Origin of the sequence: Parabacteroides sp. ASF519 (genome assembly GCF_000364265.2) — a bacterium.
Classification (GTDB): Bacteria; Bacteroidota; Bacteroidia; order Bacteroidales; family Tannerellaceae; genus Parabacteroides; species Parabacteroides goldsteinii.
The window spans coordinates 3,038,558-3,065,198 of record NZ_AQFV02000006.1; the positions used below are offsets into that span (position 1 = coordinate 3,038,558).

General features: G+C 45.1%; 16 protein-coding genes. 2 read left to right on the forward strand and 14 right to left on the reverse strand.

What is annotated here, in order from left to right; all coding sequences use genetic code 11:
• Window positions 1–7: 7 nt before the first annotated feature.
• The 8 genes from asnA to C825_RS12010 form a co-directional block, all read right to left on the reverse strand.
• Window positions 8–1,042, reverse strand: coding sequence for an aspartate--ammonia ligase (asnA, locus tag C825_RS11975; RefSeq protein WP_007658421.1), 1,035 nt, complete (start codon window positions 1,040–1,042; stop codon window positions 8–10).
• A gap of 672 nt (window positions 1,043–1,714) precedes the next feature.
• Window positions 1,715–2,941: an LL-diaminopimelate aminotransferase gene (locus C825_RS11980; RefSeq protein WP_010802630.1), complete on the reverse strand. Its 1,227-nt coding sequence runs from the start codon at window positions 2,939–2,941 to the stop codon at window positions 1,715–1,717.
• 65 nt (window positions 2,942–3,006) lie between these two features.
• The gene (dapF, locus tag C825_RS11985) at window positions 3,007–3,819 is read right to left on the reverse strand and encodes a diaminopimelate epimerase (protein ID WP_010802631.1); all 813 of its coding nucleotides are present in this window, start codon (window positions 3,817–3,819) and stop codon (window positions 3,007–3,009) included.
• A gap of 374 nt (window positions 3,820–4,193) precedes the next feature.
• A complete protein-coding gene (locus C825_RS11990; protein WP_010802632.1) occupies window positions 4,194–5,888 on the reverse strand; it encodes a RagB/SusD family nutrient uptake outer membrane protein in 1,695 nt (564 codons plus the stop codon).
• Between the two features lie 18 nt (window positions 5,889–5,906).
• Window positions 5,907–9,281, reverse strand: coding sequence for a TonB-dependent receptor (locus C825_RS11995; protein ID WP_010802633.1), 3,375 nt, complete (start codon window positions 9,279–9,281; stop codon window positions 5,907–5,909).
• 343 nt (window positions 9,282–9,624) lie between these two features.
• Window positions 9,625–10,647: a FecR domain-containing protein gene (locus C825_RS12000; RefSeq protein WP_010802634.1), complete on the reverse strand. Its 1,023-nt coding sequence runs from the start codon at window positions 10,645–10,647 to the stop codon at window positions 9,625–9,627.
• Between the two features lie 66 nt (window positions 10,648–10,713).
• A complete protein-coding gene (locus C825_RS12005; protein WP_010802635.1) occupies window positions 10,714–11,298 on the reverse strand; it encodes an RNA polymerase sigma-70 factor in 585 nt (194 codons plus the stop codon).
• Window positions 11,299–11,709: 411 nt separating this feature from the next.
• On the reverse strand, window positions 11,710–13,929 hold the full coding sequence (locus tag C825_RS12010; RefSeq protein WP_010802636.1) for an alpha-N-acetylglucosaminidase: 2,220 nt from the start codon (window positions 13,927–13,929) through the stop codon (window positions 11,710–11,712).
• 174 nt (window positions 13,930–14,103) lie between these two features.
• Between C825_RS12010 and C825_RS12015 the strand changes: the two genes are divergently transcribed.
• Entirely contained in the window at window positions 14,104–14,442 is a 339-nt protein-coding gene (locus tag C825_RS12015) for a cupin domain-containing protein (protein WP_010802637.1), read from the forward strand.
• A gap of 215 nt (window positions 14,443–14,657) precedes the next feature.
• Here the strand turns inward: C825_RS12015 and asnB are convergent, their stop codons facing one another.
• Genes asnB through gltB form a run of 3 tightly spaced genes read right to left on the reverse strand, consistent with a single transcriptional unit; the run spans window position 14,658 to window position 22,388 of the window.
• The gene (asnB, locus tag C825_RS12020; RefSeq protein WP_007658404.1) at window positions 14,658–16,322 is read right to left on the reverse strand and encodes an asparagine synthase B; all 1,665 of its coding nucleotides are present in this window, start codon (window positions 16,320–16,322) and stop codon (window positions 14,658–14,660) included.
• A gap of 12 nt (window positions 16,323–16,334) precedes the next feature.
• Entirely contained in the window at window positions 16,335–17,756 is a 1,422-nt protein-coding gene (locus C825_RS12025) for a glutamate synthase subunit beta (protein ID WP_007658401.1), read from the reverse strand.
• A gap of 33 nt (window positions 17,757–17,789) precedes the next feature.
• The gene (gene gltB / locus C825_RS12030) at window positions 17,790–22,388 is read right to left on the reverse strand and encodes a glutamate synthase large subunit (protein WP_010802638.1); all 4,599 of its coding nucleotides are present in this window, start codon (window positions 22,386–22,388) and stop codon (window positions 17,790–17,792) included.
• Window positions 22,389–23,001: 613 nt separating this feature from the next.
• Here gltB and C825_RS12035 point away from each other — a divergent pair.
• Window positions 23,002–23,520: a GNAT family N-acetyltransferase gene (locus C825_RS12035; RefSeq protein ID WP_228100177.1), complete on the forward strand. Its 519-nt coding sequence runs from the start codon at window positions 23,002–23,004 to the stop codon at window positions 23,518–23,520.
• 28 nt (window positions 23,521–23,548) lie between these two features.
• Here the strand turns inward: C825_RS12035 and C825_RS12040 are convergent, their stop codons facing one another.
• The 3 genes from C825_RS12040 to C825_RS12050 all read right to left on the reverse strand — a co-directional run bounded on the left by C825_RS12040 (window position 23,549) and on the right by C825_RS12050 (window position 26,533).
• On the reverse strand, window positions 23,549–25,075 hold the full coding sequence (locus C825_RS12040) for a sensor histidine kinase (RefSeq protein ID WP_007658395.1): 1,527 nt from the start codon (window positions 25,073–25,075) through the stop codon (window positions 23,549–23,551).
• Window positions 25,076–25,176: 101 nt separating this feature from the next.
• Window positions 25,177–25,632 (reverse strand): GNAT family N-acetyltransferase, encoded by a 456-nt coding sequence (locus C825_RS12045; RefSeq protein ID WP_010802640.1) that lies wholly within the window; start codon window positions 25,630–25,632, stop codon window positions 25,177–25,179.
• A 10-nt stretch (window positions 25,633–25,642) separates the two neighbouring features.
• Complete coding sequence (locus tag C825_RS12050; RefSeq protein ID WP_010802641.1) at window positions 25,643–26,533, reverse strand: MBL fold metallo-hydrolase; 891 nt, start codon at window positions 26,531–26,533, stop codon at window positions 25,643–25,645.
• Between the last annotated feature and the right edge of the window lie 108 nt (window positions 26,534–26,641).

Here is a 26,641-nt window from a genome sequence, read left to right on the forward strand (position 1 = left end):
TAACTTATCATAACAAGATGATATTGTTTTGCTTACAGATGTCAGTCTGTTCTTCCGGCCATATCGAAGCCTGTACCTCTCCGATATGTGCTTTGCGGAGGAAGAACATGCAGAGGCGGCTCTGGCCGATGCCGCCGCCGATGGATTGCGGGAGGCGGCCGTCGAGCAACATCTTATGGAACTCCAGGGCAGCACGTTCGGGGCATCCGCGTTCTTGCAGCTGCCGGCGCAGGGCTTCCTTGTCGACACGGATACCCATGGATGACAGTTCGAAGGCACATTGCAAGACGTCGTTCCAAAGGATGATGTCACCGTTCAGGCCGTTGAAGCCATCGGAGTTGACTGTGCTCCAGTCGTCATAGTCAGGGGCACGTCCGTCGTGTTTCTCCCCGTTTGTCAGTTCACCGCCGATGCCGATAACGAAGATGGCACCGAATTTAGCGGCTGCTTTGTTTTCGCGTTCACGGGGAGGAATGCCCGGGTACATCTTTTGTAATTCTTCCGCATGGATGAAGGTGATGTTGTCCGGCAGGGAAGGAGTGATGTGAGGATACTGGTTGTAGACCATCTCCTCGATTTCTTTCAGTAGCGTGTAAATGCAACGTACGGTACGTTTCAGGTAATCCAGGTTGCGGTCTTCCGGACGGATGGTTTTTTCCCAGTCCCACTGGTCGACATACAGCGAGTGAAGATTGTCGAGGTCTTCGTCGCCGCGGATGGCATTCATGTCGGTATAAAGTCCGTAGCCGGCAGGGATACGATAGGCCGCCAGTTTCATCCGTTTCCATTTGGCGAGTGAGTGGACGACTTCTGCCTGCCGTTCGCCCATACAGTGAATGGGGAAGCTGACGGCACGTTCCACCCCGTTCAGGTCATCGTTGATGCCGGTTCCCGAGAGAACGAATAAAGGGGCGGTTACGCGGCGCAGGTTCAACGCTTTCGACAGTTTTTCCTGGAAGCTGGTTTTTAACATCTGAATCGCTTGCTCGGTTGTTTCCGGTGTAAGCGTCTGTTTGTAATCTTTTGGAATAATCAGTGACATGTGTATATAGTTTAAAATGTTGATTGTCATTGTCGGTATGGGAGGAGAGGGATTGCCTCCCTTCCCGTATCCTATGGTACCGCACCCGGATGCGGTTGTCTGCCTCATCCCGATGATGTGAACCGCCTTATCCTGATGATGTGAACTGCCTCATCCCGGTGTGGTAGATAGCCTCATCCGGATGAGGTACTATCGTACCCGAGGGGAGGGACTTGCCCTGTCCGAGTAGTGCGATTCACACCATCCCTCTTCTTCCACATCTTCGAATTTGGTTTTGCGAATAATAGCTTCAATCTTTTTCATAACCTTACTTTTTTGATAGTTGATAAAAAGGAGGTATAGAGCTGCCTGCCATAGTCAGGTGTGGTCAAGCGGTATAACATTCTATAAAATCGAAAAGCAGCGGCCGACTTCTCTATACAGTCCTTTTTATGAGATAACCTAAATCAAATACTTAAATAATCTTTGTTCTTCATTGCGTAGCTGCTTCTGCCAGGTGCCCTCATAGCACGCAGATGACACAGACGGGCGCAGATGAACGCAGATTACTAATAGAGGCCTTTGCCGGTAACGTTGCAGAATGCGCCTTTCCTGCTTCGTTCTTATTTGCCCGGAGAAACGTTTGCTCCTTAATTGTCAGTTGCTAATTGCAAATCCTTAATTTTCAATTCTTCAGAGCCACTTCTTCAGCCTGGCCATAGCTTCCAAAGTGTCGTCCCTGTCGCCAAAGGCGGTGAGTCTTAGATAACCTTCGCCACTCGGACCGAAACCTACGCCCGGTGTCCCGACGATGTTGACTTCGTACAATAGTTTATCAAAGAATTTCCAGGAGGTGAGACCTTTCGGGGCTTTCACCCAGAGGTAAGGGGCGTTTTCGCCGCCATACACCTTCAACCCGCAACCCAGAAGGGCTTCTCTCATAATCCGTGCGTTGGTCATATAGTAATGAATCGTAGCCTTTACCTGTTCTTTGCCTTCCGGAGAGTAAACCGCTTCGGCACCCCGCTGGGTGATATAGCTGGTTCCGTTGAATTTGGTCGTCTGCCGGCGGTTCCACAGTTTGTTCAACTGTACCCGTTCGCCTCCCAGCGTGAAGCCGTTCAGTTCTTTCGGGACAACCGTGTATCCGCAGCGTACTCCGGTGAAACCCGCTGTCTTCGAGAAACTGCGGAATTCGATGGCTACTTTCTTCGCCCCTTTGATTTCGTAGATTGAATGGGGAATGTTCGGGTCCTGGATGTAGGCTTCGTAAGCCGAGTCGTACATAATCAGGACGTCGTTTGCCAATGCATAGTTTACCCATTTCTTCAACTCGTCTTTCGTCAGGGTTGTTCCCGTCGGGTTGTTCGGGTAACAGAGGTAGAGTATGTCCACCCTGCGGGCCGGCAGTTCGGGCGTGAAGTTGTTTGCTTCCGTGCAGGGGATGTAAACAACATCGCTCCATTTGCCGTCTTCCAATACTCCGGTGCGTCCGCTCATGACGTTGGAGTCTATGTAAACGGGGTAGACCGGATCGAGTACCCCGATACTGTTGTCGTGGCGGAGAATATCGCCGATATTTCCGCAATCGCTTTTGGCACCGTCGCTGACGAAGACCTCTCCCGGCTCCAGGAATACGCCGCGGCTGGCATAATCATTCTTGATGATTGCGTCGATCAGGAAGCTGTATCCCTGTTCGGGGCCGTAACCGTGGAAATTCTCTGTAGAAGCCAAATCATCCACTGCCTTATGCATGGCTTCGATGACGGCAGGTGCCAGGGGCTGTGTTACATCACCGATTCCCATGCGGATTATTTTGTCTTTAGGGTGTGTCACTTTGAAACTGTTTACCTTTTTCGCGATGTCGGAAAACAGGTAACTGCTTTGCAGTTTCAGGAAATGTTCATTAATCAGTGCCATATTCGTTCAATTGTTTTATGTTGTTGTCTTGTCGGGGTTGTCGGCCCTTTGTTTTGCTTTTTGTGTTACTTCTCTATTATTCCTTCAAATACGGTGACTGCTCCTCCGGTCATATAGACCTTTCCTGAGTTTTCGTCCCAGTGGATGGTGAGTGGGCCGCCGTCCATGAATACTTTTGTTTTTCGTTTCGTCTTACCGCATACGACACCGGCTACAACTGTAGCACAAGCTCCTGTTCCGCAAGCCTGGGTGATGCCCGAGCCCCGTTCCCATACCCGCATCCGGACTTCATCGTCTTTTAAAACCTCTACAAACTCAACATTGGTCCGGTCGGGGAAGAAGGCGTGTGTTTCCAGCTTAGGTCCGATAGCCGGTAAGTCGATATCGTTTATATCATTAACAAGAATAACCAGGTGAGGGTTGCCCATCGACACGACGGTTCCGATGTAAACCTGTCCGCCGACTTCCAGTTCGAGGGCCGATTCGCCGATTTCAGGTGTTCCCATATCGACTGTTACTTCACTGACGGTATCATCATCCGAAACGGTCAGCTGAAGTTCTTTAATGCCGGATAATGTTTCGAGGGTGACTGTCTTTTTATCGGTCAGTCCTGCATCATATACATATTTGCCGATGCAGCGGGAAGCGTTTCCGCACATCATGGCCTCGGAACCGTCTGCATTGAATATCCGCATGCTGAAATCGGCTTTTTCAGATGAACCTATCAGTACTAATCCATCCGACCCGATGCCTGTATGGAGAGCGCTCCACCTGACAGCTTGCTTTTCCGGGTTTTCCAGGGGATAAGCCATCGTGTTTACGTATATATAGTCGTTACCGGCTCCGTGCATCTTTGTGAATCTAACTGGATTTGTCATTTTATTTGTTTTACTCCTGTTATTGTTTCCTTTTGTTTTATTACGATACAAATATACGACGTTTTGATATATTATAATCATTAAAAGTATCCAAATGTCCTTTAAATCTCTATTGTGTGATAATTTGATTCAATAAAGCGGTTTTACGTAATAATTCGTAACTGTATAACAAATAATCCGTGTGTATTGTAAGTTGCTGTAAGTGAAAAGTTGTTGAAATATCGTTAAAGCTACTCTTGTTGGTAGGGTTTGGTTGTGTCTTTATGTTCATAGAAGGGCATAAAAAGGACGGCATTCCGTACGAATTGTAAGTAATTCGAGGGGAATGCCGTCTTTTTGTAAAATGCCACGCAGATGTGGTCTGTTATTTTCTATTACAGTCCTGCCTGCGGATCGAATGTACCATTTTCCCAACCTTTTGTTTGTTCCAGGTTAGGGTTGTTGCTTAATTCACTGCGTTTTATTGGCAGGAAGTACATATTTTGTTTTGCGATCATCGGCGTATTGTCACGGTCGAACAAATAAGTAGTATATGTCCCGTCAGTTTGTTTATTCATCACCAGTGCGTGACGTTTTTCCTGACCGATCATAAGTTTGTCGTAGATCATCCAACGGCGTAAGTCCCACATACGTTTCTGTTCGAACAATAACTCGATGAAGCGTTCTTCGCGGACAGCTTCGCGCATTTCACTTTGGTTCATGTTCGGATTCAGTCCGTACACTTTGCCTTTCAGTTCAGGATCGGAACTTGTTTCATTAATACCTGCACGTTCGCGGATTTGTTTCAGTATTTCGAATGCTTCGCCCTGCTTACCTACTTCAACAGCTGCTTCAGCATAATTCAGCATGACTTCTGCCAAACGGATGTCGATATAGTCTGTTCCGGATTTCTGGCAATCGGAAATAGAAATGCTTTCATCAATGCCTTTCTTTGAATAATATCCAGTTCTGGATCCCATGTTTTTACCATATGCATAATCGTTTTGTGCATTTTCATTCAGTTCCATAACTGTATTGAAATAGGTAACGCCTTGATATACGACTGTTGCATAGAAGCGTTTGTCGCGGTTCTGCCATAAGGTGAAGATGTCATTTTTGCCATCCTTTTTCCAGTCGGCATAAGTATATGTTTTTCCGTCGACAGTAGGGAAACGGTCGATCACTTCCTGTGTCGGATGATTTCCGCCTGTATTATTCATAGAGAATGTGATCGGACGACATTTTGCATCTCTGGTATGAGTGCGTGTCGGGTTTTCGTAACGGATGGCGAAGATCACTTCCTGATTCATTTCTTCCAGGAACAGTTTGCCATAATCACTGTAAAGAGCATGTCCCTGACCAATCAGATAGTCGAGTGTTTCTTTATTGTAATTATAAGCTGTCTGCCAATGTTCGGCATTGTTGCTTGGATTGAATTGAGGACTGGCACGGAATAACAAGACACGACCGAGGAATGCTTTGGCAGCACCTTTAGTCACACGTCCCAGATTGTCACCGGAGAAAGAGGCCGGCAGACCTTCTGCACATGCTTTTAATTCGTTGATAATAAAATCGAAACAATCTTTGGTAGATGTACGTTTTACAAACAGGTCGTCTGTCAGTTCCTGCGGAACTGTAATCAGTGGAACACCGCCGTAGCGTTTTACCATTTCAAAATACAGATAAGCACGGATGAAGCGGGCTTCGTAAGTTAAACGGTCAGCCAGATCGCGATCGATCGTACAAAGATCTGTATTCTGTGCATTTTGGATGAAAATGTTACAGTTACGAATATCCTTGTAAGGCCAGTACCAAGTAGGAGCTGAGTCTTTTGTATCGCTCATGTTATCAGGTGTAGTTGTTCCGTCTATCCAACCTCCGCCACCTGTTGCTTCATCACTTGCATCTGCCACTGTTGTATCCCAGCTCGGGATGGAAACATACAATGCGTTCAGGAAAGCGGTAGTCAGAGTTTCGTCAACCCAGACCTGTTCTTCTGAGATGGAGCTCAGATCTTCCTTATCCAATATGCTGGAACAAGAAGAGAAAAATGCCAGAATAGCTGCGCATGTAATAAATATCTTTTTCATATCGAATTACTCAAATTGTTAGAAACGTACATTAATTCCAAAGTTGAAACTCTTTGTCAGCGGATATTGGTAAGCACCACGGTCACCACTGTTTTCCGGGTCGTAGATACCAATGTGGTCAAAGACGAACAGGTTAGTTCCTGAGACATAAACGCGACAACGGTCTACGCCGATTGTACCCAACCACTGTTTTGGCAGTGTATAGCCGATTTCAATATTCTTACAACGGAAATAATTACCGTTCATCAACCAGAAGGAAGATTCCTGGCCGTTGGCTCCTTTTGATCCTGTACCTCCGACACGCGGATATTTACCATCGATATTATCGGGAGAGTAAGCATCAGACCAGATATTTAAAACAGTCTGTTCAGTCCATGTATCACCCCGGTTCGGGAACATGATTGCACGGTGGCCTACCCCCTGGAAAAAGGCTGTGAAGTCAATACCTTTCCATTCACCTCCAAGGCTCATACCATAAATGATTTCCGGATCTTTGCTGTATAAGGAGAGGACAGCTTTATCATTTCCGTCAACAACACCGTCGGGACCACCTACGCCACCTGCTCCGTGTATATCTTTTAGAATAATATCTCCTTTCGACCAGTCGAATCCACCGTTATATTGAGGTAAACCAATCAGGTCTGCATCCGTGCGGGCAATGCCGTCAGCCAGATAACCGGTAATAAATTTGATAGGACGGCCTGTCTTGATTTCCCATTCGTAAGCATTTGCAGATTCATCGATCTTTGTATAATGGTTACGTGCGAAAGAGAAGTTCCCCGATACATAGTATGTGAAATTACCGATTTTATTATCGTGGCGTACTAAGAATTCACAACCCTGGTTTACCATTTCTGCATAATTTTCTTTTGGAAGATCAGCCCCGAATGTTCCCGGAATTGTACGAACGCGGTCCATCAGGATATCTGAAGTTCTTTTATGGAAATAGTCAAATTCCAAACTTAACAGACCGTTCCACAAGCCTAAATCGAAACCGACATCGGCTGTTGTCGTTGTTTCCCATGTGATGCCTAAACTAGGGTAGACACCCGGAAGAATACCGGTGGCACCTGTACCGAACACGGCATTTGTCTTGATTTTATCTGTTTGTGTGATGAATTTATTCAGATACTGATAGTAAGCAACATCATCACCACCGTCATTACCCAATGTACCGTATGATGCACGAAGTTTCAGGTTATTGATAAAGTTCAGCTTTTCATTCGATTTGAAGAAGTTTTCTTCTGTGACACGCCATCCGGCAGATACTGAAGGGAAGAATCCCCAACGTTTTCCGGGAATCCATTTTACCGATGAATCATAACGGAAGTTTGCTTCCAGCAGGTAACGATTGTCGAAACCATAGTTTACACGACCTACATAACCGATACGTCCGATTTCGGATTCGTTACCGTCGGCATCTTTCCACTGGCTGTCTGCACTGCCTGCAAACAATTGTTCCAGCGATGAAGAGAGCAGTTCTTTGCGTTGTGCCCAGAATTTATCTCCAAATTCTTCATATTGTTCATACAGGAACATGGCTCCGATATCATGTTTGCCGAATGTACGGTTATAATTCAATTGCAGGTTCAGTGTATAAGCACTGGTTTCATTGAAATCTTTTCTGACGAAATTACCGTTTTCGGTTCGGGTACGTGTTCCGACAACCGGAGCATCGTCGCGGATGATATGATTGTGTCCGCCTGAAGTCTCATGTATATATAATGTATATTTCTTTCCTGCCTGTTTTTCGTTTTCATAATACTGGCGGTAGTTGAACATGGCATTGGCTGTCAAACCTTCTACCCATGGAATATCCCATTTGGCACTCAGTTTCGTGTTCAATGTATTATGTTTTTTTGATACATGGCCGTTTTTGATCGCTTCCAGAATGTTCCAGTTATAGATAGTCGCATTCGGTTGCCCATTTACATAAGCCGGTTCTGTCGACGGGAAATTCAATAAAGCACGATACATGTCGTTCATCAGATCTTTGTCCGAGTCGTGAGGCCAGTAAGGCGTGCGCTGGTCGCTCATATTACCGTCTACATCCAATCCGATTGTGAAGTTATCCGCCACTTTGGCGTCTACGTTTGAACGGAAACTATAGCGTTTGAAGTCCAGATTGTCGAAGGTACCGGTCTGGTTGTAGTAACCTACCGACATGTAGTAGTTGATACGTTCGCTACCACCGTTAACGCTCAGGTTATGTTGTGTTGTGAACGGATTTTTCCAGGCCAGGTCGAACCAATCGGTACTGTGTGTCTTAAAATATTCCTGTTCGTCAGCTGTATAATAACGTGAGTCTGTTTCCGGAACTCCGTTGTACATAAACTGATTGTTCAGATAAACAGTCCTGTCATAAGCGTTCATTACTTCAGGGGTACGGGTAGGACGATCAGTACCGAACAATCCGGAGTAACTGAACTGTGGTTTCTGATTCTTACCGCGTCTTGTTGAAACAACAATCACACCATTTGCTGCACGCGAACCATAAACGGCAGCCGAGGCAGCATCTTTCAGTACGGAGATGTTTTCGATTGTATTCGGATCTAACGCATCGAAGTCGGCTTTTTCACGAACAACACCGTCGATTACATAAGTCGGATTTGTATTATTTGGAGTATTGACACCACGGATGGTGATCGGGGAAGATACACCGGGCATACCGGATTTATTGTAAGAGAAGATACCCGGCATACGTCCGGCCATCGCATTGGAAATATTGGAAACCGGAATAGTTGCAATGTTTTCAGCAGAGATTGTAGCTACCGATCCTGTCAGGTTCATTTTCTTTTGTGTACCGTAGCCGATAACAACCACTTCGTCCAATTTTTGTGTATCCTCTTTCATGGAGATTGTAAAATCGGTTTGTCCCTCCACTTTTACATTTTGAGTCAGGTAACCGATAAAAGATACTTGTAATGTCGCATTTTCCGGAACCTCCAAAGTGAAACGACCATCCATGTCGGTGATTGTACCGATAGTAGTACCGTTTACAGAAACGTTTGCTCCGGTAATAGGACCTAACTGATCATTGACAATACCTTTGATGGTTTTTGTTTTTTGCTGAGTAGCATTTGCATCCATTCCTTTCGGGCGCAGGATGATTTGCTTGTCATTTACACTATACTCAATGTTTGCAGCTTTGCAAATTTCATTTAAGATAGTTTCAATAGACTTGTCTTTGACTTTGATGTTTACTTTGCGGTCAACATTAACGAGCTTGCTGTTGTACATGAAGTAAAATTCGGAACTTTCTTCAATTTCCTGTAAAACTTGTTCAACAGAAGCATTCCTCATGTCTAAAGAAATTCGGGCAGATTGTGAGTACAAGGTGCCTGCACTTGCCGTACTTAAAAAGCAGGTTAAACAGAATGCAGCGAGTTTCATACGCATTGGAATTTTTGGTAATAAGTCAAAATTAGACTTAAAACCTTCTAGGTTTGATAAATTCTTCATAATTTCACATTATCAAATTTAATTAGGTTTGAAAATAACTTAATTGGGGATTACCATTCGTCAGGTGAGATTTTCGGATTGGTAATTTGTTTGATTGAAGCAGGAAAATGTAACCAGCGTTTTCCTGCTTTTTCTTTAAGTGTCTGTTCTCATATAATACTTCTTTTAAGTTAACATTTATAACATTTGTTTTTATTTTTATATTAGACGTGACGTGTGGGCAAACACCCTATGTTAAAATCCACTTTTTTTCTTTTTTCTTTGATGGTGTGTGTTACTTTATCGTTTTTATGATAACAGTGCGTCGTGAATAAGTGAAATCATCTGTTTGTTTAGGTTCTATCACTGTACATTTTATAGGCGCTGTTTTTTCCAGTAGGAGTAAAACTTCACTTAGTGTCTCTGTGGTAAAAGTAGCAGAATAGTTATAGTCATACAATTCTTCACCTTCCAGTTTGATATCGACATTGAAATGGCGAGCGAGTCGTTGTACGATTTCATTCATGTTAGCTCGTCTGAATATCATTTTTCCGTCTTTCCATGAAGTTTCGACAGCCAGATTAACTTTGTCAACTTCCATTCTACTGGTATTTTTATAATATACGACCTGTTCTCCCGGACGTAAAGTCCTGGAAACCGGCTGGCCTATTTCTGTGACTTCAATATGCCCTTTTGCTAAAGTTGCCTCTATTTTATCTTCATCTTCATATGCCTTAACATTGAACTCCGTACCGTAGGCACTGACTTGCAATCCATTGGGCGTTAATACATCGAAGCGGTTCGATTTATCAGAAGTTACTTTAAAATATGCTTCTCCCGTCAGTTGTATGTTTCTTTTGTTGTCGGTAAAACGTTTGGGGTAGGAGATGGAGGAACCGGAGTTTAACCATACCTCGGATCCGTCGGGAAGGGTGATTTTGGAAATCAAACCATAGGCCGTTGTCAATTCCACTTGTTCTACCGGCAGGTTGTTCCAATCCTTCAGCGTATTGAACAGGGAATAGGTCGCGATCAGAACAGGGATCAGCAGTACAGCTGCTGAAGTCCGGATAAAACTCAGGATTTTCTTTTTGTACTTATCAATAGCGATTTGTCTTGAGACTTTTTCCCAGTTCTGCTGGGTGTTTATTTGCTTATGCAGTTTAAGTTCTGCCGTAGTTTCCCAGATAAAACGAATATCATCTACTTCCTTTTTGAAGTCGGGGGAGGATTGTAGCTGTTGCTCGAAAGCGTTCTTTTCTTCTTTAGATAAACGTCCTTCAAGATATGCTATTATATGTTCTGTATGAATATCCACTTTCGTTCTTTTATAAATTAGACGTATGGCATAAAAGATCCCCTATGTTAAAGAATGTTTTTTGTATTACCAGAGTAACAGGAGCATAAGTGGGAGGTAATCTTTCAATTCAACACGCAGATGTTTTAACGCTTTTGTCATATAGGCCTCTACTGTCTTGACTGAAATATTATGTTCGGCTGCGATCTCAGTGTATGTCATACCTTCGAATCTGTTTTTTTCAAAAACAATCCGTATGTTGTCAGGAAGTTTGGCAAGTGCTGCCGAAAGCATCTGTTCCAGTTCAATCGTTGAGTAGATATCTCCGGAGGTATACCATGAAGTATTGTTCTCGATCTCTTTTTGCTGCCAGTTTTGTTCTGTTTCCTGTTTACGTAGGAAATCTATGCAGGTGTTTTTTACACTTGTGATAAGAAAGTTACGGCTAGATGTATTGATTTCTATATTCTTTCTGTTTTTCCATATTTTGAAAAAAGTTTCCTGTACAATGTCTTCACAAGTCTCCCATCTGTCAATATATCTATGGGCAAAAACACATAAAGGAGAGAAAAATTGGAAAAAAAGAGTACGAAATGCTATCTCGTCATCTTTTATAGCAATTCTCCAAAATAAACTATCAATGGAACTTATCTCCTTCTCCTTTTCCTTCATTTTATCTATCGCAATGGGGGAATATGATTTTTAGCTAGTGCGTAGTTCTTGAAGAACTATTGCATCCACATGATGCAAATATAAGGTATTTTTATTACAAGTAGTTAAAAACCTGGCATTAATCAAAAGGATTCTTATATTATAAAAGTTATACATATAGTAATATCCAGGATAAACTTATTGAGTGGTTTTTGTTTTATGGGTTGAAAAACAAAATATTATGTGATGTGGTTTTAACCCGAGTTCTTCAAGAACTCAAATAAAACGACCGCTTTTAATTCTTCTATTAAAATGGTTTTTAACGATTATAAGTAATGTAAAGATGCAATTCTGTTATCGTCATTATCCGAATAACGGAATTGCATCTCTGTAAACCTGTCAGTTTCGGTGAGATCCGAAAAGTTCTCAGATTTATTTATTAGCCTGTTTCATAACAGGAAGCCATTTGGCATATAATTCTTTTACGATTTCAATCTCGTCTCCCTGCGGAGTATCCGGATAAACGTCTTTGTTAAACGCCCAATCATATTCCCAATTGGTTAAACGAGTATAGAAATCGCTGGCATCCAGTGCGGGGCGGCCCGCCAGCGATTTGCGGATGTATTGTTCGTCGTAGCGCCATTCTCCTTTGGGCTGGGCTTTCAGGTAGCTGATGAATTTCTCCCAACGTGGCTTATAATACCCTTTCATTAAGCTGGCCCATTGACGGTTGGAATATTCAAACAGGTGGGCGGAAGAATGATTTGGGCCCCATACTGTAACTAATGTACGGGCATTCCATTCATATAAATCTTTTTCTTCCTCAGTCGTTCCCCATTGGCGTGCTTCTTTAATCCATTTGCCAAGCAGGAAAGTAGAGCGGGTACCCAACAGGCGGTCGAAGTCATCGATCAATGCCAGGAACTGTTCTCCGGCTTGTTGTAACTTTTCGTTATCTTCGGCCAAATAGGCTTCTGTTATCTGTTTTTGTAGAGGCAAAGACAGGTCGGAAAGACACTGGCGCATCACATCCACCAGGTCATAACGGTAGGTGTCACTTTTTTTCAGATCGTTGGAAGCCTGAAGAAAATGATCGACCGCATCCCATAAACGAACGGTAGAATAAGGGCGACTCAAATCTCCATTAGCGGCGACTTTCTGGATGGTTAAAGCCGGACGGGCACACATGACACTTTCTGTGCTGGGTAATCTACCGGCTTTACTTCCATAGACTGTTTCCAGTAAGACTTTCCAACCTTGTTCTGCACCGGCCGGTAGTTTTCCGTAGCGGGCACGTGCATAATCGGTAATCCATTTTTGCAGGTCGGGTGCATCCTGCATCCAGGTTATTTCTGTAGACAGTTCGTAAACGACCGGATTATGTTCGATTGCTTCCGGGAAGAGGCCGATGCCTTGTATATTGCCTCCTTTGGGACTTTGCTTCAGTTCGTGTGCATTTTTGGCGTATAAGGCCAGATTGCCACCCATGTAAACACGTCCGCCATAGTTATGCAGTACGCCGGCCACATACGGATAGTTCCAGAAGCTATTGAATTTTTCTACATTCCAGCCTCCTAAATCCAGTAATAACAAACGGTCCTGAGGGAATGTGCGTGCAATAGCTTCACGTAACGACCAGGTTTGCATGGCAATAATTGCTTCAGGATCGAAACCGGATGCGACTTCCCATATCACTTTCCCAACAGCTTCGAGATATGACTTTTCGTTGCTGGGAGCTGCTCCTTCATGGAAGGGATCGGCTGCATATATATGATTGGTTCCGTATAATTTCTGTTGTTCTTCCAGAAAGGCTTGTCCCATTTCTTTGAATAAAGGGTCGAGGGGATCTAACTGAACGGTTGCTGTGAATGCGTTGCACCAACGGTTTTTGTCTTTGATGCGGGCGTCCGGATATTTTTCTTTCAATTTGATGGGAACAAAACCTGTAAAACTTTGCAGGATCGGTGTCATTCCCAGTTCACGCTGACGTTCCAATATCTGTTGTCCGAGTGCCTGATGAGAATCGATCCATGATTGAGGCAACGGGCCTCCGTATGTTTCGATGTTTGTCATCCATTGCCATGCCTGAAAAGCCGGACCGACTAAGAAGGTACGGATTTCATCGTCATTCATTTTAAAACGGCGTAAGGTGTTTTGCCAAACTGCTTCCTGTCCGATCACTGCCAAAGGCATATTGATACCGTGCATGGCCATCCAGTCTATTTCACGTTGCCAACGTTCCCAGTTCCACCAGGCCATTGTGTAACTGATTGTACAGTAATTCAGATAAACGCGGTGGTCGAAAGCTGTGGGGCGGGTTATTTTTTTCGGCACTTCAGGTAAGCGCGACGGAAGATTCAGGTTATCTCCGTTCCAGGATATATGCGCGTTACAGTAGTATTTCAGATAATGGTATAAAGCAGAGGCCACAGAAACTCCATTGTTACCGCGTAATATGATCTTATTGCCTTTCGATTCAATTTCAAAACAATCTTTTCCATCCTTCGGCTGAAACATTTCCACTTTGAACGAGGATGCTTTTTCAGGAATAACTCTTTTGATAAGTGCTTCTGAAGCCTTACGTGCATCGTCTTTGGCCCATATACTACCTATGGATAGTAACAGACAACATACAATCAATCTTAATTTCATTTGGTAAGAATATTAATTTAGAATTTATAATGTTTTTCATGTGTAATTACTAAGCAAAGTATCTGAATGTCGAATAATTGACGTATAAAAGCACCGGATACCCTATGAAAATTTGAAAAAACTACATTATCATTTATCTTTACAGCCTGAACAGGAATTAATAGATAAGAATTTATGAATCACGAAAGTGCTAATTTTCAGTTTGAAAAAGAAATAGGATGGCAGGATCTCGGTGGAGGTGTGCAGCGTCAGATCATGGGATATAATGGTGATCTGATGATGGTGAAAGTGAAATTTGAAGCGGGAGCGGTCGGTGCGCCTCATACGCATCCCCATACGCAGGTTACCTATGTGGCAAGTGGCGTTTTTAAGTTTACGACGGATGGGGAAACCAAGGTTATCCGGACTGGGGATGGCGTTTATATGAAATCGGGAGTTTTGCATGGTTGCGAGTGTGTGGAAGCCGGTGTTCTGATTGACACGTTCAATCCGGTTCGAGAAGATTTTTTGTAACTGTCAGAAGGAATTTTTTGATGGCAAACTATCTGTTTATAATTTCCTAAGCAGGAAACTCTAGTTTCTTGCTTAGGAAACGCGAGTTCCCCGCCTAGGAAATTGTAGTTTCCTGCGGAGGGAACTGGAGTTTTCTGAATACGAAACTACGAGGAGACTGTAATCGATTGAGAAATAATACCGTATCTATTTTTTGCCCAATACGGTTTTCTCCATTAATAAGCAGCTTCGTGTACCCCTTTGATGGAACGTCCGCTCGGTTCGTTCATATTTCTGAAGGCAGCATCCCAGGCCAGTGCTTCGGCTGTCGAGCAGGCAACGCTCGGGACGGATGGTACGCTGCGTGCGGCACTCTCACTCGGGAAGTGCTCTTCAAAGATCGTACGGTAATAATATTCTTCCTTGTTTTGCGGCGTATTGATCGGAAAACGGTCGGCGGCTTGTTTCATCTCTTCGTCGGTGATCAGTTCGGAAGTGATCTTTTTCAATGTATCGATCCAGCTGTAGCCAACGCCGTCGGAGAACTGTTCTTTCTGACGCCAGGCGATCTCTTCGGGCAGCATATCGGCAAAGGCTTCGCGGAGGATCTTCTTCTCGACAGTCTTGCCCGGACACATTTTGGCAGCCGGGTTCAGGCGCATGGCAACGTCGAGAAATTCTTTGTCGAGGAAGGGAACACGGCCTTCCACACCCCAGGCACAGAGGCTTTTGTTGGCACGCAAACAATCATATAGATAGAGTTTGCTTATCTTACGCAATGTCTCTTCGTGGAATGCCTTGGCATCCGGTGCTTTGTGGAAATACAGATAGCCACCGAACACTTCGTCGGCTCCTTCGCCACTCAAAACCATTTTGATACCCATGCTTTTGATGACGCGGGAAAGGAGATACATCGGGGTAGAAGCACGTACGGTCGTTACATCGTAGGTCTCGATATAATAGATAACGTCGCGGAGGGCGTCCAGACCTTCCTGGATCGTGTAGTTGATCTCGTGATGGACGGTTCCGATCGCATCGGCTACCTTGCGGGCAGCGATCAGGTCGGGGGCACCTTTCAAGCCGATGGCGAAAGAGTGAAGTTGCGGCCACCAGGCATCGGCTTTACCTCCGGTCTCGATACGCTTGGCAGCATATTTCTTGGCGATGGCGGAAGTAATGGACGAATCCAGGCCGCCGGAAAGGAGCACGCCATAAGGTACGTCGCTCATCAACTGGCGTTGCACGGCAGCTTCGAGAGCGTCATGGAGTTCTTCTATGCTGGCGGGGTTGTCTTTCACGTTTTCGTAATCCATCCAGTCGCGGATGTACCATTTCGTAAGGTCCGTATCTTTGCTGTAAAAGTAGTGGCCGGGCTTGAACTGGTCGTAGATGGTGGCGAAGCCTTCCAGACCTTTCAGTTCGGAGGAGACGAGAAGATGTCCGTGGTCGTCGTAACCCATATATAAAGGTATGACGCCGATCGGGTCGCGGGCAATGAGATAGGTGTCGTTTTCTTCGTCGTAGAGGGCGAAGGCAAAGATTCCGCTTAACCTTTCCACGCAACCGGTACCGTATTTGCGGTAGAGGGCGAGGATGACTTCGCAGTCAGAGCCGGTCATGAATTCATATTCTCCTTTCAATTCTTCACGAATCTTACGGTGGTTGTAGATTTCACCGTTGACGGTAAGGATCAGTTTACCGTCTCTGCTTTTCAGCGGTTGGCCACCGGAAGCCGGGTCGACGATGGAAAGACGTTCGTGGGCGAGGATGGCGGTTTTACCCTGATAAATCCCGCTCCAGTCCGGGCCGCGGTGACGGATACGTTTACTCATTTCAAGCGCCTGTTGTCGGAGGGCGGAGGCTCCTTCACGAATGTTGAAGATTGCTGTAATGCCACACATAATCCTGTTGTTTTATTTTGTTAGATATTTGTCAATTGCTTTTGCTGCCTTGCGTCCCGAGGCCATTGCCCGTACGACCAGGCTGGCTCCGCTGACGGCATCGCCACAGGCGAAGAGGTTACTGCCGGCGATTTGATTTTGACTGTCGACGGCGATATTCTTACGTCCGTCCACAGCTAGGGAGAGTTCTTTTACAAGACCTTCCTGTTCGGGATGGACGAAACCCATGGCGAGGAAAACCAGGTCGGCTTCGATGATCTCTTTCTTTCCGGTCATTTTCATTTCGGGACGGCCTCCGTTATCCGACGGTATCCATTCTACTTCTTCCACTTCCACCCCTTTCAGTATGTTTTTATCGCCGATAAAGCGGCAGGAGGCCAGGTTCCAACGACGGATGCAGCCTTCTTCGTGACTGCTGCTGGTTTTCAGTACCTGCGGATACATGGGCCAGGGAGTTGCGGGATTGTGTCCGACAGGCGGCTGGGGCATGATCTCGATCTGGGTGACGCTGGCGGCACCATGACGGTTGGCTGTTCCGACGCAGTCGCTGCCCGTATCACCGCCACCGATTATCAGGACTTTCTTGCCTTTGCAATTGATGATGTTTTTAGGGGGGATGGCGATGCCTTCGAGGAGGCGGTTCTGTTGACCCAGCAGTTCAAGGGCGAAATGAACGCCTTTCAGGTTACGGCCTTCGATCGGGAGGTCGCGCGGTATTTCCGAACCGATGGCGATGCAGACGGCATCGAAGTCTTTGACAATATCCCGGGCCGTCACTTCTTTGCCGACCATCGTGTTTACGCGGAATTTGATTCCTTCTTTCTCCATTAGGCGGATACGGCGATCGATGATGTTTTTCCCCAGTTTGAAATTGGGTATGCCGAAACGGAGCAGGCCACCCGGTAATTCATCTTTTTCAAAGACTGTCACTTCGTAACCTTTACGGTTCAGTTGATTGGCTGCGGTAAGCCCGGCGGGGCCGCTTCCGACTACGGCAACGCGTTTGCCATTGCGCCGGGGGTGTTGTGGTTGGATATAACCTTCGCGGAAGGCGGCTTCGACGATGGCGGCTTCGTTTTCGCGGATGGTGACAGGTTCGTCGCAGCTTAGTTTCAGTACACAGCTTTTTTCGCAAAGGGCGGGACAGACGCGGCCGGTGAATTCCGGAAAGTCGCAGGTCTGTTCCAGTACCTGGTAAGCCTCTTTCCATTGCCCTTTGTAGAGGAAGTCCTGCCATTCGGGTTGTTTGTTACCGATGGGGCACGCCCAGTGGCAGAAAGGTACGCCACAATCCATGCAACGGGATGCCTGGCGGCGGCGGTCGCTGCTGTTGAGTGTTTGTTCTACTTCGCTGAAATCGTCGATACGATCTTCGACAGGCCGATAACCTGCCTCTTGTCTATGTATGGTGAGGAATGCTCTTGGATTTGCCATTGTTGTTTCGATTTTAAGAGTGAAAAGTGATATTTAATAATCCCGCTGCATCTCTGCGATCTTTTGTTGTAACTTCTTCATCTGTTCTTCCTGCAATACTTTCTTGTATTCGATCGGGACGATCTGGATGAATTCGTCTACCTGTTTGTCCCAGTTATCCAGCATTTTGCCGGCCAGGTGGCTGCCTGTATAATGATAATGTTTGCGGATCAGTTCATGCAGCTCCTTGCGGGTGGCACTGTCTTCGATCAGGGAAAGTTCGACCATTTCCATATTGCAATAGTAATCGAAATCGCCGGCCTTGTTCCATACATAAGCCACACCGCCGCTCATGCCGGCGGCAAAGTTCCGTCCCGTCCGACCGAGCACAACGACGCGGCCTCCGGTCATATATTCGCAACAGTGGTCTCCGACACCTTCCACAACGGCGATAGCTCCGCTGTTCCGTACACAGAAGCGTTCGCCGACACGGCCATTGATGTAGACTTCCCCGCTGGTTGCCCCATATAATAATGTATTACCTGCGATGGTATTATCTTCGGCAACGAAGGTGGAACGTACCGGAGGCATCAAGCTGATGCGGCCACCGCTAAGGCCTTTTCCCAGATAGTCGTTCGCTTCTCCTTCCAGGCGGAAATGAACGCCGTGGGCAAGGAAGGCGCCGAAACTCTGTCCGGCTGAGCCTTTGAACTTGATGTTCAGGGTGTGATCCGGCAGGCCGGTATTCCCGTAACGTTTGGCAATCTCGCCGGAAAGCATGGCTCCGACGCTCCGGTCGGTATTGGCGATGGCATAATCCAACGATACTTCCTGCTGGAACTCGATGGCTCCTTTAGCATGAAGAATGATATCCGTATCTTTCACGTTCTCTATTTGATGCACCTGGTTTGTCGTATGATGGATAGGTGTATAAGCCGCCTGCTCCGGGAGGTGTAACAGATGGGAGAAGTCCAGTAAATCATATTTATGGCACGCAAATGACACAGATTTGGGGGATTTATGCAGATTTTTTAAATTTTGATCTGTGGCCATCTGTTCGATCTGCGTCATCTGTGTGCCATGAGTTCGTTTATCAACAATGAGGTCTGTCCGTCCGATAATATCATCCAGCTTGCTGTAACCCATCTCTGCTAAGTGTTCACGAACTTCTTCTGCCAGGAAGGTGAAGAAGTTCACCAGATATTCATGACGCCCGTGGAAACGTTTGCGCAACTCTTCATCCTGTGTCGCCACACCGACCGGGCAGGTATTCATATGGCATTTGCGCATCATCACACACCCCAGTACGATCAGTGCGGAGGTGGCAAAGCCAAACTCTTCGGCTCCCAACAGGGCCATCAGTATGATGTCGCGTCCGGTTTTCAATTGTCCGTCTGTTTGCAGGCGGACCTGTCCGCGGAGGCTGTTCATGACCAATGTCTGTTGTGTTTCCGACAATCCCAGTTCAGGCGGCAGTCCGGCATAACGGATCGAGCTGACCGGCGAAGCACCTGTTCCGCCTTCGGCTCCGGAGATGACGATGCGGTCTGCTTTCGCTTTGGCTACACCTGCCGCGATGGTTCCGACGCCGCTTTCCGAAACCAGCTTGACGCTGATCTCCGCTTTCGGATTGACATTTTTAAGGTCGAAGATCAGTTGTGCCAGATCTTCGATCGAATAAATATCATGGTGAGGAGGAGGAGAGATCAACGAGATGCCCGGAATGGAATGACGTGTCTTTGCAATGATGTCGTTCACCTTGTACCCCGGCAACTGCCCGCCTTCTCCCGGCTTGGCTCCCTGGGCCACTTTGATTTGTATCTCATCTGCATTTACCAGGTATTCCGTTGTTACGCCGAAACGTCCCGATGCCACCTGTTTGATGGAAGAGCGGAGAGATAAACCATCTTCGCGCGGAGTGAACCGGGCAGGATCTTCGCCACCTTCTCCGGTATTGCTCCGGCCGTGTATCTTGTTCATGGCCATCGCCATCGTTTCATGCGCTTCCTTGCTGATCGAACCGAAGCTCATGGCACCGGTAACGAACCGTTTCATGATTTCTTCCGCCGGTTCCACCTGTTCGATCGGGATGGATTTTTGTTTCCTGAAAGTCAGGAAGTCACGGAGGAAGATGGGAGATTCCTTTTCGTCCACCATTCGCGAATATTCCTTGAATTTCTTGTAACTTCCCAAACGGGTTGCCAGTTGCAGGGTAGAGATGGTTTCCGGGTTCCAGGCATGTTTCTCACCGTCTTTCCGGAAACTGTAAATACCTTTGTGTTCCAACATGCCGTCTACCGGTTGGTCGAATGCCTGGTGGTGCATAGCGATCGAATCGCGTGCAATCTCGTCCAGGCGGATGCCACCGACGTTGCTGGTCGTACCGCCGAAATAAGTGCGTGCCAGTTCCGCATCCAGGCCGACTGCTTCGAACAATTTGGCTCCCCGGTAACTGCGGATAGTACTGATCCCCATTTTGCTCATGACTTTAAACAGTCCTTTACAGATGGATTTTACATAATTCTTACGGGCCGTTTCATAGTTTAATTGTATTTCATGTTTGTCTTCCAGTTCTTTCAGGATGGCAAAGACCATATAAGGATTGATGGCGCTCGCCCCGTATCCCAACAACAATGCGGCATGCATTACTTCACGCATCTCACCCGTTTCAACAACCAGGGCTGTTTGTACCCGTTTCTGTACGGAGATCAGATGGTGATGAACTGCGCTGACGGCGAGGAGGGAAGGGATCGGTGCCAGCTTTTCATCGACATTTTTATCACTCAGGATGATGTAATTCACTCCATCGGTAACGGATTGTTCCGCTTTTTTGCATAGTTCGTCGAGGGCCGACTTCAGACCTTCACGTCCTTTGGCTGCTTCAAACAGCATCGGGAGTTTGACGGCGTTGAAACCTTTGTACCGGATATTGCACAGCAAGTCCAGTTGTGTGTTGGTCAGGATCGGATGATTCAACCGTACCATCTTGCAATGGCTTTCGCTAGGCACCAGAATATTGTTACCTACCGCGCCGATATATTCTTCCAGGCTCATCACCAGTTCTTCGCGGATCGGGTCGATCGGCGGATTAGTCACTTGTGCGAACTGCTGGCGGAAATAGTTGTATAATAACTGCGGACGGTCGGAGAGGACAGCCAACGGTGTGTCGTTACCCATGGAACCGACGGGTTCGGCGCCTCCGGTGCACATCGGGACGATGATCTTTTCTATGTCTTCACGGCTGTAACCGAAAGTACGCAGTAATTTGTCGTAGTTGTCTACCGTATGCGGAACTTTGCGTCCGGATTTCAGTTCGTCCAGTTCCACGCGGTTATTTGCCAGCCATGTCTTATACGGTTTGGCTTCAGCAAGTTGTTTTTTTAGTTCGCCGTCATAATAGATTTCCCCTTTTTCTGTATCGACCATTAATATTTTTCCCGGTTGCAGGCGTCCCTTTTCTTTGATCTCATTCGCTTCAAAATCCATAACGCCGACCTCGGAAGCTACCAGCATCATATCGTTTTTAGTGATCAGATAACGAGCCGGACGTAGACCGTTGCGGTCGAGCATTCCGCCGGCAAACCGTCCGTCGCTGAAGAGCAGGGCTGCCGGACCGTCCCAGGGCTCCATCAATATGGAATGATATTCATAGAACGCTTTCAGGTCTTCCGATATCGGATTCTTTTCATTCGAACTTTCGGGAACGAGCATCGCCATGGCATGCGGCAGGCTCAACCCTGATGCCACCAGAAACTCCAGCACATTATCCAGCGAAGCGCTATCGCTCATCCCCGGCTGAATGATCGGACGGATACTCTCAATGTTGCCGATGGTAGGAGAGGTGAGTACGCTTTCACGCGCTTCCATCCATCCCCGATTCCCGCGGATCGTATTGATCTCTCCGTTATGAGCCAGCAGGCGGAAAGGTTGTGCCAGGCTCCAGGTCGGAAATGTGTTCGTACTGAAGCGGGAGTGAACCAATGCCAACCCGCTTGTAAAGTAGTTATTTGTCAGGTCAGGGAAGTAATGACGGAGCTGCATGGATTCCAGCATTCCTTTATATACAATATTCCTGGTAGATAAAGACGCTACATAGAAGTCATTCTTTGCCGCCAGGTCAGAAGCTGCTACCTTGTTTTCTATGCGTTTACGTATCACGTACAACTTCAATTCCAGTTCCTGCTGATTATCGCAACCGGTGACAAAAATTTGTTTGATATCCGGTTCTGTTGCCAGTGCGTCTTTTCCCAGTATGTCACTGTTCACAGGAACTTTCCGCAGATGCATCAGGGTAAGACCTTCCTTTTCAATCTCCTCGATCATAATACTGAGGATGGCAGAGCGTTGTGCTTCGTCTTTGGGAAGAAAGACCAGACCTGTCCCGTATTTTCCCTTTTCAGGAACGGGAATCCCTTGCAACAAAATAAATTCGTGAGGGATCTGAAGTGAGATACCAGCACCGTCACCAGTCTTGTTGTCGGCACCTTCTGCACCCCGGTGACGCATATTTTCCAATACTTTAAGGGCTGACTCTACAATGTCGTGCGACTTTCCTCCGTGAATGTTAACTAACATTCCGACTCCACACGCGTCGTGTTCATTCGCAGGATCGTATAATCCTTGCTTTCTGTTCAAATAGATCTGTTCTTTCATTGTTTGTTGACCTTATGTTTGCTTAATACCTATTTTGTTGTCAAATTGTTCGACAAATATAGTTTGTTTCTTTCATAATGATATGTATGTCCGTGTTAAATACTGACGTTTTTTTTGTTTATTAGAGCAGTTGGTTTCTATTTGACATGATAGTCGCTGTTTTAATGTTAATATGAAATCAATGAACGGTTGTTTGGTTGTAAAATGAAAGATGCTGTTTCTTTTAATAGTTTGAAATAACTATCATTTTGATAATGTAAACCCTGTATTTTGTTTATCTTTGTTAGAAATAAAATGAAATCTTTGTATGATTGATATTATTTACAATGGGAGAGTTCCGGCTTGCGGTGTCTTTTGTGGAGGCTGCCCAAACTATACGCGGATAAAGAAACCTTGCAAGGGTGCCGAATATTCAGATAAATGTGAACGGTGCAAAACATTTCATTTGTGTTGTAAGGAAAAAGGTATTACCCATTGTTTCCAATGCCGGATTTTTCCATGTAGTAAATTTAAGTCATTTACTAAACGATGGCTCAAATATGGACAGGATTTTATTGAAAACCAACGTCTTCTTGCATTAGGTACTGATGTTTTTCTTGATAACTATAATCGTATGATCCATTTTGAAACGGAAAGACTGGTAATAAAGGAAATTACCATAGAAGAGGAACTGAAGGCTCTTTTAGCTATCTATACTCAGGAAGAAAATATGAAATACATCCAGTCCGGCAGGTATGACTGGACTTTGCAGGAATTAAAAGCTCGTTATAAGGCAGCGAATGAAACTGGATACCCGGAAGGATATGGTGTGTTTGTTGTTAAGATGAGGGGAGAAAACAATATTATAGGTGAAGCCGGACTGTTCAACTCATTTTCAGATCCTGGGAAAATGGAGGTTGGTTACATTATCGATCAAGCGTATTGGAATAAAGGATATGGAACGGAAGTATGTCAGGGTTTGATCGACTATGCTTTTAGCCGATTGGGTTGTACGGAACTTATTGCCCGTATGTACGATCAGAATATGGCATCCGTCAGGGTTTGTGAGAAGCTGGGTTTTGAATATCTTCTTACGGGGGAGGCGGCAAATAAAAAAGTCTTCCGGGAATATCGGAAGACTTTTATTAAATGAGTTTTTCGTAAATAGTGAACAGTTTCCTTTATATCTGTAATACCAGAATAAACCGGCATCCCTTTTTATAATCCATATCAATTGAAAGGCTGCCGTTCAGTTTGTTGGCGATCAGGGCACAGATAGGCAAACCTAGTCCGTCTCCTTCTGCCAAATCTTTGACTTCGCTGAATGGTTTGAAGAGGTTTTCTTTTAATTCGTCGGGAATACCTGTTCCGTTATCTGTAACGATGATGTGGCAAAGGTGTGCTCCCTTTCTCTTGAATTCCAGCCATATTTTACCGGAAGTCGTATGTGAAGCTGCATTATTCAACAGATGTAATAAAATACGTTCCAGTTGTTCTGCGTTTGTTTTTACTTCCAGTTGAGGGGCATCGACAATTACTTCTACATCCGGATGGATTTTATCTTTTACCTTATCCATCGTTTTTTTGCAGAAACTACCCATATTGAACGATTGTACTTCGTAGGGTTCCATTAAAGAACTTTCAAGAGAAGATAATTCCTGGATGTTTACACTGAATTGCTTCAAGGCATTTACACGTGTCAGGATTGCTTCGGCCCGCAATTCTTCTGCCGATACATTGAGCTTATCGAGAGTCGGCTTCATTTGCTCCGATATGCTTTGGATAAATTTGGTTTGCTGTTCGCTGTGCTCGTTGGTTGTCTGGATGATGTTTTTCAGCTTTTTGTTGAGCACAATGAAGCGTAATAACAGGAATGCTACGAAAAGCAATCCAGCGATAAGAATGACAACCAGTGTGCAAAGACCTACTATCATGTATTGTTTGCCTGATAGTTTGTCATCTTTTTCCTGTATGGTTTTCAGGCTGTCGTCATACTTTAACTGCAATGCTCCCAGTTCATCCTGTGCATTAAGCGCTTTAACGGAATCGGTCCAGACGATATATTTTTCGTAAGTACGTTCCATTAACGGGGCGTTATTGGCTGAGCGGGCTATTGTGATCAGGTGCTTGTAACATTCGCTTACCTTGTCGTACTCTTTTTTATCCTTATATTGGTTGATGAGTTTGCTGAAGCTGGCATCTCCCTGTTCGTTTTGTCCGAATGTATAATAATAACTTGCCTGGGTATATAAAAAGTCTTCGGCGAGTTTTTCGCTGCCTGCCTGGCTTACCAGATTATCCAACGTGTTGAGTTGAAGCTGTGCCTGTGCCGCGTTTTTGAGTTTTATGTACATCTGCAACCGTTCTTTTGTCAATTGGAAACGTTGGTCGTAGAAGGTCTTTTGCGCTTTCTGTTCTTCGGTTAAAAGAAACTGCGTCATTTGCCTGCAAAGCTCGAATGCTTCCTGATAATAGTTTTCGCGATAGTACAGGTACGTCGCTTTTGTTCCGCAATCGATGGCTTGTGTATAGTCTCCTTCGTTCGAGAAGGCTTTGTAAGCTTGCAGAAAAAGATAACGGGCTTTGGTAAAGTCCTTTTGTTCCAGGCTACTTTGAGCCTGTTTCATGTAATTATTTGCTTTGTTTTCCGCATGGAGAGACATGCAGAAGCAAATCGCGAGGGTGATGATAAAATACGTGCTTCTCATAAACATAATTTTTTATTAGAAGCAAATATATGTATTTATTCAAAATCAAAGCATGACTTATGCTGAAAAAGTTTCAGTATAATCATTGTTATTCGGTAGAATTATGTTTTTACCTCTATTTCATAGATGCGTGATTCGTCTTCCCAAGGATGGTAACCTTGACCTATATATTTGAATCCCAGCTTTTCATAGAATCCGATATGTTCCGTACTGAGGTATAATCTGCTAAAACCGGCTTTAATCGTATCTTCTTTGGCTTTCTCCAATAAAAGCGTACTGTAAAAATGTCCCCGGTGGTTTTCATCTATATATACGGCACAAACCCACGGATACAAATCCATCCGGCTGATAAAATCATTGGTGATCAGCCCGGCGCAACCAATTATTTCATTATCCTTTTCCAATAGATACCATTGAGGAAGTGGATTCGGAGAATCTATACTGTGATTAATAGAATCTTCATAGAGCACAGGGTATACGGAAGGCCATTTGCTTTGAAAATAGTTGATAGCGATATCTTTATAGGTCGGATTCTCTCGTATTGATATAATTTTCATGATGTTGAATTTAATTTGATGATTGAATATTTTTCCATTGGAGCATGTTATTCTCAAAACTGACGGATAATTTACCGAGATCTTTGAGCCAGGAAAGATAGGAACGGATAGTACTACCTACCAGTACGTATTGTTCAAAGTTCATAGATAATTCGTATTTGTCGAAAAGCATCTGAAGGATGTTTTCGCTATTTTGAGGGGTGGAGCAGATTTCGAGTAGGGTATCGGTAATCTCGTAGATCTTGTTTCGGTTGATGGCAACCAGCCCTTTGATGTCTGCCGTCATTTCCGCATGTGAAGGAACAAAACAGGCCGCCTCGATTTTTTCAACGAAATCAAGTGTTTCCAGATATTGGGCTACATTATAAATGAAAGAAACCTGATATTTGTTGAGGGTATTTTCACTACTGATACAGTCTGCCAGAAAAACAGTATCATCCGGAGTACGGAATCCCGCCATATCAAAAAAATGACCGGGCAGGGGAATGACTTCCAGCTCTTGGGGAAAATCCTTGTCCGAAAAAGGTAATGTCTGACTTTCTTTAGCCATCAGAAACTTGTTACGTAAGTCCTTACAAGGGTATCCTCCATATAAAAACGATGGCTCCAATATCGGATATTGTGTAAAAGCAGCCTCTATTCCATTTGCAAAGACAGGGCAGCCGACTTGTTGTTGCAAATAGGCATTCCCTCCGATATGGTCAGCATTGGAATGGGTATTGACAATTCCTTTTATCGTCCAGTTTTGTTGTGCGGCAATTTTAATGATTTTCTTGGCGGCTTCTTTGTCGTTGCCACTGTCGATCAGATAAATATCTGTCTCATTTTGCCGATAGATGCCGATTTTCGCCGGAGAATTTATGTAGTAGCTTTTTTCGCCAACTTGCTGAAGTTCGTACATGGCTGTAGTCTTTAGATTGATATTGAAAATAACAGTTCAAACTTACATAAAAATTGAGATTTATAAGCGCGTCTAATAAAAATAAAGACCACTCCCTGCTGTTATTCC

Excerpts from the sequence above, each read along its gene's own strand:
- C825_RS12040 (WP_007658395.1), bottom strand. The coding sequence starts at position 25,075 with ATGAGAAGCACGTATTTTATCATCACCCTCGCGATTTGCTTCTGCATG.
- C825_RS11980 (WP_010802630.1), bottom strand. The coding sequence starts at position 2,941 with ATGGCACTGATTAATGAACATTTCCTGAAACTGCAAAGCAGTTACCTG.
- C825_RS11995 (WP_010802633.1), bottom strand. The coding sequence starts at position 9,281 with ATGAAACTCGCTGCATTCTGTTTAACCTGCTTTTTAAGTACGGCAAGT.
- C825_RS12045 (WP_010802640.1), bottom strand. The coding sequence starts at position 25,632 with ATGAAAATTATATCAATACGAGAGAATCCGACCTATAAAGATATCGCT.
- dapF (WP_010802631.1), bottom strand. The coding sequence starts at position 3,819 with ATGACAAATCCAGTTAGATTCACAAAGATGCACGGAGCCGGTAACGAC.
- asnB (WP_007658404.1), bottom strand. The coding sequence starts at position 16,322 with ATGTGTGGCATTACAGCAATCTTCAACATTCGTGAAGGAGCCTCCGCC.
- C825_RS12010 (WP_010802636.1), bottom strand. The coding sequence starts at position 13,929 with ATGAAATTAAGATTGATTGTATGTTGTCTGTTACTATCCATAGGTAGT.
- C825_RS12005 (WP_010802635.1), bottom strand. The coding sequence starts at position 11,298 with ATGAAGGAAAAGGAGAAGGAGATAAGTTCCATTGATAGTTTATTTTGG.
- gltB (WP_010802638.1), bottom strand. The coding sequence starts at position 22,388 with ATGAAAGAACAGATCTATTTGAACAGAAAGCAAGGATTATACGATCCT.
- C825_RS12035 (WP_228100177.1), top strand. The coding sequence starts at position 23,002 with ATGATCCATTTTGAAACGGAAAGACTGGTAATAAAGGAAATTACCATA.
- C825_RS12050 (WP_010802641.1), bottom strand. The coding sequence starts at position 26,533 with ATGTACGAACTTCAGCAAGTTGGCGAAAAAAGCTACTACATAAATTCT.
- C825_RS12015 (WP_010802637.1), top strand. The coding sequence starts at position 14,104 with ATGAATCACGAAAGTGCTAATTTTCAGTTTGAAAAAGAAATAGGATGG.
- C825_RS12025 (WP_007658401.1), bottom strand. The coding sequence starts at position 17,756 with ATGGCAAATCCAAGAGCATTCCTCACCATACATAGACAAGAGGCAGGT.
- asnA (WP_007658421.1), bottom strand. The coding sequence starts at position 1,042 with ATGTCACTGATTATTCCAAAAGATTACAAACAGACGCTTACACCGGAA.
- C825_RS11990 (WP_010802632.1), bottom strand. The coding sequence starts at position 5,888 with ATGAAAAAGATATTTATTACATGCGCAGCTATTCTGGCATTTTTCTCT.